Source organism: Bacillus haikouensis (assembly GCF_013179555.1).
Classification (GTDB): Bacteria; Bacillota; Bacilli; order Bacillales; family Bacillaceae_B; genus Rossellomorea; species Rossellomorea haikouensis_A.
The window spans coordinates 1-9,656 of the sequence record NZ_JABMCR010000168.1 but is presented as its reverse complement, the minus strand read 5'-3'; the positions used below and the strand labels follow the sequence as shown (position 1 = coordinate 9,656).

Genomic DNA, 9,656 nt, shown 5'->3' with positions numbered 1-9,656 from the left:
CCTTAGCATCCGAATGAAAGCATTTGTACCAGCATTAACCCCGCTGATCTTGTCTTCATTCTCAAGCACAGACGAGAAAGCCATCACGTTAGAATCCAGAGCGTTTACAGCCCGGACCAAAAAAACAAGCCTGCACCATTTGGAAAAGACGAAGAGTGATCATTTGGTAAGAGCAGTGTTAGTGATTGTATTTGTTTCAATCTTGATCTGGAGGTTTTTCTTATGAGTGGAATTGAAATTAGGAATCTATCATACCAGTATCCTACCGGCAGTGAAAAAGTCCTGTATGATCTGAATCTTACGATTGAAAGCGGGAAGTTCTATGCGCTCGCCGGCGTGAACGGCGGAGGGAAGACAACGCTCTGCAATGTGATCCGGGGGTTCATTCCCCACTTTTTCAAAGGAGAACGAACTGGAGAAGTGCTGATTGATGGGAAGGATGTTCAAGATTGGGATCCAAGTGACCTTGCTCAGAAAGTGGGCTTTGTGTTTCAAAATCCATTTACCCAGATCAGCGGCGTGAAGGAAACGGTCTTTGACGAGATCGCTTTCGGATTGGAGAACCTGGGGGTGGAAGTGGACGTCATCAGACAGAAAGTTCAAGACATCATTCAATTGCTGGGCATCGAGTATATCCAGAACAAAAACCCGAATGAGCTGTCAGGCGGACAAAAACAAAGAGTGGCCTTAGCGTCGATTATCGTCATGGAGCCGGATATTCTCATTTTTGATGAACCGACATCACAGTTGGATCCACAAGGCACAGAGGAAATATTTAGAGTAATCGATATTATGAAGAAAAAAGGAAAAACAATTATTTTAGTAGAGCACAAGATCGAGTTAATTGCTGAATATGCAGATTATGTGATCGTTCTTCAGGATGGACATATTAAGAAACAAGGAAGAACGGAAGATGTGCTTTCTGAAGAAGATACACAGGACTATGGTTTAGGATTAACCCAGTATACGCTATTAGATTTACAAATGCGGAAACACAATATGCCTACAGAAAGAATCCCGATTACTGAAAGAGACTCCGTTCAAGTGATGAAACATTGGATGGAATTAAAAGGGGTGAAATCATGAGTTATTTAACTTTAAATGACGTTACCTATTGTTACCCCAATGGTTTTAAAGCGGTTGAAAATGTCAGCATGTCTTTCGAAAAGGGCGAATCAGTAGCCATTGTTGGACAAAATGGTGCCGGGAAAACGACAACAGTGAAAATGATGAATGGATTAACAAAGCCTACACAGGGTGATGTGATGATCGATGGTTTGAATACAAAAGACTATACAACAGCTCAGATATCTAAAAAGGTAGGATATGTTTTTCAAAACCCTGATGATCAAATATTTCACGAAAATGTAAAAAGTGAAATTAGGTTTGGGCCTAAAAATCTTAGATTTTCAGAGCAGAAGATTGAAGAAAACGTCATGAAGGCAGCAGAACTGACAGGGATTGTGCCATTCTTAGATATCCATCCGTATAACTTGCCTTATTCCATGAAGAAATTTGTCACAATTGCCTCGGTCATTGCGATGGATACAGATACGATTATCCTGGATGAGCCGACAGCCGGTCAAGACTCACTGGCCATTAAAAGATTGGGATCCATTATTGATTCATTAGTTAAAGAAGGGAAAACGATTATTACCATTACACATGATATGGAATTTGTCGTTAATAACTTTGACCGTGTCATCGTGATGGCAAATAAGAGAGTCGTTCAGGATAGTCATAAAGAAGAGGTTTTCTGGAACCATGGTGTCCTAGAAGAAGCGATGTTAAAACAGCCTCATATCAGCCGGTTATGTCATACATTAAATCTCAAAGAAAAAGTACTGGATATCAATCAAATGATCGATGTTCTAAAAAAAACTTCAGGTAAGGTAAAGGTTACTCTGTAAACATACCAATATGAAACTCTCTGACTACTAAAATAGAGGAGAATCGATATGAAAATAGGAATTATTCACGCAACGTGTAATGCCGTACCAGCCTTGAATGAAGCCTTCAAGCAGTTGGCACCGGATGTAACGGTTTTAAACTTTGTTGACGAACATATACAATTTCATGCTAACCAAATTAATGGAATCGATGACAAATCATTTCGGGATTTTGTCAATATGGCCAGTAAGGCACAGGAAGCGGGAGTAGATGCGATTATTGTAGCATGCACCGTATTAACCCCTGTAGTGGATGCTGTGAAGCCATTTATATCAGTACCGATCTTTGCGGTAGATCGCCCGATGTTAGAAAAGGCAGTTACCCATTATACAAAAATAGGTGTTGTGGCAACGACTGCACCATCCGGACCGGCAACAAAAGCGCAATTAGAGAAGCTTTCCGATGAATTGGGCAGGGAAGTTGAAGTTGACACGCAAATCAATACGCAGGCTATGACAGAATTGAAGGCTGGGAATGAGGAAGAACATAATCATCTGAATCGTCTTGCGGCAGCGGAATTGCAAAAAAGAGGATGCGAAGTCATCATTCTTGCCCAGATCACACAGGCATGTGCAGAAGTTGAAACGAGTACATTAGGACTCCCGGTGTTAACAAGTCCGAAAGAAGCGGTAAAAGTGGTAATCAGTGCATTAGAACAGGATAAAGTAAACGCTTAGATACGGAAAAATTCAAAAGTGAGAAATAGTCAATCACAGTGCTTCTTCGTTTTTTAGCTCTTAAAATATCAAACAATAAGGAGAGATTTCAATGAAAGTAAGTTTTATTGGATTAGGCGTAATGGGCACCGGTATGGCATTCAATCTCGCAAAAGGTGAAAAAGAAGGGGAATATGATTACCTCGTTTGTGATGCAAATCCCGCAGCATTAGAGCAATTCACGACACAAGGGATCCACACCACTACGAATATCCTGGATACAGCAGACAGTGATTATCTCTTCCTCTGTCTGCCGGACTTAGAGATTGTAAAGAACGTGATTGTCGGTGGAAAAGGCCTGCTGCACCATATGAAACCGGGACAGACGATTGTCGATTTCAGCACGATCAGTTATTTGGGGGCAGTTGAAATCGCAGAAACCTGCAGGGAGAACGAAATCGAATATATGGATTGCCCGATTTCCGGCCATCCGAGAACCACTGTCGATGGAACGCTTACGATCATGTGCGGCGGGAGGGAAGAACTGTTCAACAGCATTAAACCGATGCTGGACCGAATGGGGAAACAGATTCTCTATATGGGGGATAATGGGGCTGGACAATTGACGAAGATGATTAATAACTGCGTATTGAATATTTGCTGTGCAAGCTTCAGCGAACTATTGCCGGTCGGCGTGAAGCTCGGGTTGGATCCGGAAAAACTCGGTGACGTATTGATGACGGCAACCGGATCAAGTTTTGCGTCAAAAACATTGATTCCAAAGGTGCTGGAAGGGGATTTTGAACATAGTTTTTCACTTGAACGGGCTTATAAAGACATGGAAAGCATGAATGAAGTATTGATGAAATACCAAGTACCGCTTCCAACCTTGAGCGGAACCATGCAAACGTATCAACTTGCATTACAAAACGGACAAGGTGATTTCTACAAGCATGCAATGATTTGTTACTTTGAAGATTTATTGGGAGTAAAGGTACGTAAGAAAAACTATGAAGAAGCGGAAGCTGAATTAGTAAAGTAATACGTAAAAAAATAAAGTAAGGGGGTGAATCGATTGCGCTTTGGTGTGATTGCAGATGATTTTACCGGTGGCAGTGACATCGCTTCTTTCTTTGTGAAAGGCGGCCTCAGTACCGTTTTATACACCGGAGTACCTGATATTGAGGAGGCGCCGGAGGCAGAGGTATGTGTAATCGCCTTAAAAACCCGTACTCAACCCCCAAAAGACGCTGTCAAAGATTCACTTGAGGCGATAGGCTGGTTAAAAGAGCAAGGTGCACAACAGTTTTATATCAAATATTGCTCTACATTTGATTCTACACCTGAGGGAAATATCGGCCCAATTTGTGATGCAGTAATGGAAGAGCTGGACGTTCCTAATACAATTCTTTGTCCTGCGCTTCCGGTAAATGGACGTATTGTTAAAGAAGGATGTTTATATGTAAATGGAGTTCCATTGCATAAGAGTTCAATGAAGGATCACCCGCTTACACCAATGTGGGATTGTGACCTGGTTCATTTAATGGATGCGCAAAGCAAATTTCCCAGTGTAAAAATGTCAGGCGATTTAAACAAGGAAGAAGTAAATGAACGAATTTCAAGAATAATAGCAGAGCATTCTCATTTTTATATCATACCAGATTACGAGACAGAGGAAGACGCGGAAAAGCTGGTACAGTTATTTGGAGAGCTCAAACTCATAACTGGTGGAAGTGGCCTTGCATATCCTTTGGCGAAAATGTACAAGGAAAATGCGGAAGCGGATGGCTTTGAACGATCTCATTCACCTGCGTTACTATTAGCAGGAAGTTGCAGTGAAGCGACCCGAAACCAGATTAGAGAATTTGAACAATCAGGCGGCAAAACCTACTTTATGGATCCTCTTAAATTGATTTCAGGTGAGGAGAAGGTCGAAAGAATTTGGAATGTGATTTCTCAAAACAAAGAAGAATCCATTCTGGTTTACAGCAGCGACACACCTGAGAAGGTACGGGATATTCAGCAACGAGGGAAAGAAGAAGTTGCAGGAAGATTAGAAAAAGCAACTGCAGATTTAGCAGAACTTGCTGTTCAAGCCGGGTTTCACAGAATCATTGTTGCAGGCGGAGAAACGAGTGGAGCGGTGGCAAAAAGGCTTGGGTACAAGGGATACCATATTGGAGATAGTATTTCACCAGGTGTGCCCATCATGATACCAATAGAAGATAGTCGTATTCGAATGGTGTTTAAAAGCGGAAACTTTGGAAAATCTGACTTTTTCCTTCAAGCGTTATCTTTAACATAAGAGGGAAGTGGAAAATATGGATCAAACATTAGATCAGAAGATTCAAGATGCTATTTGGGTTGCCAATAGTCTCTTTCAACGCGGTAAAGCAACTGGGAGTGTTGCGAACCTGAGTTTTCTGCATGAAGGCAAAATGTACGTGACTGCTACTGGAACATGCTTTGGAAATTTGAAACCAGAGGAGTTTGCTGTACTGGACATGGATGGCGTTCAATATGATGAGACAAAACCAAGCAAAGAATGGCCGTTACATTTTTCGGTATACAAAGCAAAACCGGATACTGGTGCAGTTCTTCATGTGCATAGCACGTATAGTGTGCTTTGGAGTTGTCTGCCTGACCTAAATGAATCGGATTGCATGCCGGATCATACTCCATACCTGAAAATGAAACTGGGAACAGTCGGCTTAATTCCTTATGAAAAACCGGGCAGTCAAGAACTGTTTCACGTGTTCGAAAAACGCGTACATGCGAGTGATGGATGGCTGTTGAGCCATCACGGCCCGGTAGTGCCGGGAAAAAGTATCATGGAAGCATTTTTTGCATTGGAAGAATTAGAGGAAAGTGCGCACATTGCCTGGGAGCTTCGAAAAATTAATACAGAGTGACTAAGTACTTTTGTCACACTTTAGAAGATGTGAAAACAATGTTGCATATTATGCTAACTGTTTTTGCCCGGGGATGAAATAGAAGCGAAGTAGTTGAAAATATAGAACATTAAAAGTCACTTCCTGCAAAAAGGAAGTGACTTTTAATGTTAAGAAAACCGGTCAGAGGCACATCAGCCACTGACCATTTTTTATGAAATTAAGATTGTTTTTCGCCTGAGAATTGCCAACCATTACACTTAATTAGAAGTTTGTACTCCACAACAAAACCTGTTACCTGCTTGGTAACGGGTTCTGTTTAGGATTACAAAATTGCATTCTACACTGTAAAATGTGTAGTAATTGCAGATGCATTTACAGCTAATCTTACCCGACAAAGTGAACAAAAGCGGAACCCCTCGAGCCAGATGAAAGAATCAGTAACATTGGATTATTTAATAAGGGGAGAAATTTCTCTTAATGAGGAAATGGAACTGAAAACAGTTAAAATAAAGGGAAAATTTACTTCTATTTACTTGAAAAACAATAAGTTTGGGGATCTGTGCAAGATTAGAAGGAATTTTCCCCCTTATTTACCCCTATCCAAGCGAGCTGCAGCAGAATAGCGGGAAAATTTCCCCTTATATATATCTTAGTTACTCTATAAAGGATACGGTATCCTGTGCATTCAAAAATCCCCAACCTGTACTTTAGTTTAATAAGAATTTACCTCATTTTAACATCTTTCAACTTTGAAGACTAAGCTAAAACGTTAGCCAGATTATAAAAACATTGTAATTGAAGCGTCCAGAATGTTCTGTAACGCTTCAATTTTTGTGCAGTTTGGTAACAAGTTAAGAACCCGAATTACTTAAAAAGCTAGTTATATCCAATAAAAAAAGGGTTGCAAAATCATTACGATTTGCTTCCCTTTCCAACAAAATCTATTATGCTGCCTGGCTGCTTTTTTTCTTTGAAAGAGTGTTTTATATACACAAGTGAGTGTCATAAGGTAAGCGTTTTCATTCAACCTATTCTACTGGCCAAGAATTCTCTTTACAATAAGAAGTAACAAGGGAAGGGGGAATGAAATTGACAAAGAATCAAACAATCAATCAGGGCCGGCCTGATCGGGCTTGGCGGAATGGCCAATGCCCACCGGAAGATGATCTCTGAACTGGGGCATCTTCAATTGAGCTCCCCATGCGAGCAGATATTATTAAAGATCTGAAAATCCTTAAAACCTCCTCGAAGTAAACTTAAACGTATACTTCTCACTTCTAAAATACAATTTTGTATACTCGAACAGGGTGCCGTCTTCCAGGTACGCGCACAGGTTCATGGCGAGGCAGGATGAATCTTTCATCTGCAGGATCTCCCGAAGCTCCTTGCTTGGTATATGGGGGAGGATTTCTCCCTGCCGTTCTTTGATTTTGTATCCTTTTTTCTCCACGTATTCGTACTTCGAACGAGTCATCACTTCGACCGATAAGTCGGGGAACAGTGTGACAGGCATGTAGGTTTCCTCGAGGATCATCGGTTCTCCGTCCCCGCTTCTTAAGCGTCGGATAAAGAATACTTTCTCATTGTCTTTGAGGTTGAGTTTTTCTTTTATGGGCTCCGCCGGGAGTTGCATGGAGAATTCGAGAACCTGATTGGATGGGACATGGTTCAGGCTTTCCATTTCTTCTGTGAATCCCTGCAGCCGGTAGATATCGTGTTCGATCTTAGGCTGCTTCACATACGTTCCGCTTCCTCTTACTTTATACAATATCCCTTCATCCACCAATAATTTTATCGCCTGCCGGATGGTGACTCTGCTGACGTTAAATGACTCCGAGAGCTTCTGCTCTGATGGAATGGCGTCATCTTTGTCGAGGTTATCGGATTGGATTTGTTTTTTGATTTGATTGGCTACTTGTTTATATAAAGGAGTATGAGTGTTCAATGTTTTCCACCTTTTTAGATTGATTGGTTATATGGATGTGTAATACCAATATAAAACAACTCAGTGTTTTTTTCACCTCCTAATTGAAATTAGTTAGATTAATACATAAATAATACATATTTATCTTGAATGTTCTTTATAGTTGTATTATATTTGTATTAAATATAAGAAAGAGGGAAGGAGCATTTATGAAAAAACAGCGATTAGTCATAGCCGGTAGTGGAAGCACGTACACGATGGGGATGATGATGAGTTTAATAGAAGAGAAAGACAACTTTCCTTTAAAAGATCTAGTATTCTATGACATTGATGAAAAGCGGCAGGAACGGAACGCCAAAGCAACGGAGATCCTCTTTAAAGAGAGATACCCGGAACTCGAATCCTTTTCCTATACGACGGATAAAAGAGAGGCGTTTGAAGACGCAGATTTCGTTTTTGTCCAAATCCGGACTGGCGGACTGGCCATGCGTGAAAAAGATGAACAGATTTCTCTCAAACATGGAGTCGTCGGTCAGGAAACGTGCGGACCGGGCGGAATGGCATACGGGCTCAGATCCATCGGGGATATGATTCAGCTTGTCCATGATATCCGTGAGCATGCCCCGAATGCATGGATATTGAATTATACAAATCCTGCAGCCATTGTGGCGGTGGCGTTGAAAAAAGAATTTCCTGAAGATGAACGATTATTGAACATTTGCGATATGCCGATCGCCATCATGATCAGCTACGCAAAAATGTTAGGCCTTGAGGTCTGGGACATCGTGCCGGAGTACTTCGGACTGAATCATTTCGGCTGGTTTACAAAGATTTATGATACGGCAGGAAACGACCATACGGAACGGCTTAAGGCGAAGATCATAAAGGAAGGGTTCGTTCCTGAAGACAAGGAAATTGCCAATGATGTATCGTGGCAGAAAACCTTTGAACAGGCAAGAAAGATGCTGATGGATTTTCCGGAGTTCCTTCCGAATACGTATCTGCAGTACTATCTATACCCGGATCAAATGGTAGAGAAAGAGGATCCAAATTGTACACGTGCCAGGCAGGTGATCGACGGCAGGCAAAAGCGTGTTCACGATATCTGTGATGGGATCATTGAAAAAGGCACAGCGGAAGATGCCGATCTTCATGTTGATATCCATGGTGTGTTCATGGTGAAAGCCGCTGCATCTTTAGCTTATAACTTAAACGAGCGGTACATCGTGATTGTTGAGAACGATGGAATTATTTCCAACCTGCCCGATGATGCGATGGTCGAGGTGCCTGCACTGATGACGGCGAATGGACCGAAGCCTTTTGCCATCGGGGAAATCCCTGTATTCTATAAAGGGTTTATTGAAGGGCAATATGCCTACGAAAAACTGGTAACGGAAGCTTATTTTGAAAACAGCTACGAAAAATTGGTTCAGGCACTGACGCTTAATCGTACGGTGATCAGCCCGGTAAAAGCGAAAGCAATAGTGGATGACATGATTGAAGCGAACGGCTCTTATTGGCCGACGTTGAAGTAAAAAAATCCCTGCTGTCCATATCAGGCAGCAGGATATCAGGAGGGATGAAGATGAAGAAGCTGATTATCAATGCGGATGACTTTGGCTATTCAAGAGGGGTTAATCATGGCATCATCGACTGCCATCAACAAGGTGTACTAACATCAACGACCTTTATGAGCAATATGCCGGGTGCGGAACATGCCGCCCGCCTGGCCAAGGAAAATCCTGAACTCGGTGTGGGCGTCCATCTTGTCTTGACATGTGACCGTCCGATGCTCGATACTCACCGGACCATCGTCGATGTGAATGGTGATTTCCGTTCATTGAGCTTTTATAAAGGGGCTTTCACGGTCGACTATGAAGAGGTGTATGCAGAATGGAAGGCTCAGATCGAGGCATTTCTATCGTATGGTCTAACACCCACTCACCTGGACAGCCACCATCACGTGAACTCTTTCGGGGAAATTCCCCAGGTGTTCCTGACTCTTGCAAAAGAATACGGTCTGCCTGTGCGGAACAATATGGACATTCCAGCTGAGTTTAAGACCACCGATTCTTTTTCATACTTAATTGAAACCGCTTTAAAAGATGAGAAAACACTGGATACACTCTTCGAAAAGAGTAACTCAGTGGAAGTGATGTGCCATCCTGCCTATCTGGATAAAAAGCTGATGGCGACCTCATCGTTCACGTATCCAAGGGTGGATGAAGTAGA

At 42.0% G+C, this 9,656-nt stretch carries 9 protein-coding genes and 1 pseudogene; 9 read left to right on the top strand and 1 reads right to left on the bottom strand.

Annotation, left to right across the window (positions count from 1 at the left end; translation table 11 throughout):
- The 7 genes and pseudogenes from HP456_RS15470 to HP456_RS15440 form a co-directional block, all read left to right on the top strand.
- A pseudogene (locus HP456_RS15470) lies at window positions 1–226 on the top strand (energy-coupling factor transporter transmembrane component T); the annotation flags it as partial.
- Complete coding sequence (locus HP456_RS15465) at window positions 223–1,086, top strand: energy-coupling factor ABC transporter ATP-binding protein (protein ID WP_172252692.1); 864 nt, start codon at window positions 223–225, stop codon at window positions 1,084–1,086. The pseudogene HP456_RS15470 and the gene HP456_RS15465, both read left to right, overlap by 4 nt.
- Window positions 1,083–1,910: an energy-coupling factor ABC transporter ATP-binding protein gene (locus HP456_RS15460; RefSeq protein WP_172252690.1), complete on the top strand. Its 828-nt coding sequence runs from the start codon at window positions 1,083–1,085 to the stop codon at window positions 1,908–1,910. Before HP456_RS15465 ends, HP456_RS15460 begins: the two co-directional genes overlap by 4 nt.
- A 48-nt stretch (window positions 1,911–1,958) precedes the next feature.
- Window positions 1,959–2,627 (top strand): aspartate/glutamate racemase family protein, encoded by a 669-nt coding sequence (locus HP456_RS15455; RefSeq protein WP_172252688.1) that lies wholly within the window; start codon window positions 1,959–1,961, stop codon window positions 2,625–2,627.
- Window positions 2,628–2,718: 91 nt separating this feature from the next.
- Window positions 2,719–3,648 carry an NAD(P)-dependent oxidoreductase gene (locus HP456_RS15450; protein WP_172252686.1) on the top strand — a complete coding sequence of 310 codons (930 nt, stop codon included), beginning with the start codon at window positions 2,719–2,721 and terminating at the stop codon, window positions 3,646–3,648.
- Between the two features lie 33 nt (window positions 3,649–3,681).
- Window positions 3,682–4,911 carry a 3-oxo-tetronate kinase gene (otnK, locus tag HP456_RS15445; protein ID WP_172252684.1) on the top strand — a complete coding sequence of 410 codons (1,230 nt, stop codon included), beginning with the start codon at window positions 3,682–3,684 and terminating at the stop codon, window positions 4,909–4,911.
- A 16-nt stretch (window positions 4,912–4,927) separates the two neighbouring features.
- Complete coding sequence (locus HP456_RS15440) at window positions 4,928–5,518, top strand: class II aldolase/adducin family protein (protein ID WP_172252682.1); 591 nt, start codon at window positions 4,928–4,930, stop codon at window positions 5,516–5,518.
- A gap of 1,216 nt (window positions 5,519–6,734) precedes the next feature.
- On the opposite strand, the gene HP456_RS15435 is transcribed toward HP456_RS15440, so the two are convergent.
- Window positions 6,735–7,445 carry a GntR family transcriptional regulator gene (locus HP456_RS15435; protein ID WP_172252680.1) on the bottom strand — a complete coding sequence of 237 codons (711 nt, stop codon included), beginning with the start codon at window positions 7,443–7,445 and terminating at the stop codon, window positions 6,735–6,737.
- A 188-nt stretch (window positions 7,446–7,633) separates the two neighbouring features.
- Between HP456_RS15435 and HP456_RS15430 the strand changes: the two genes are divergently transcribed.
- Together HP456_RS15430 and chbG are read left to right on the top strand one after the other, a co-directional pair.
- A complete protein-coding gene (locus HP456_RS15430) occupies window positions 7,634–8,959 on the top strand; it encodes a 6-phospho-alpha-glucosidase (protein WP_172252678.1) in 1,326 nt (441 codons plus the stop codon).
- Window positions 8,960–9,009: 50 nt separating this feature from the next.
- Window positions 9,010–9,656 (top strand): chitin disaccharide deacetylase (gene chbG / locus HP456_RS15425; protein ID WP_172252676.1); only part of this gene is annotated, 647 nt, incomplete at its 3' end.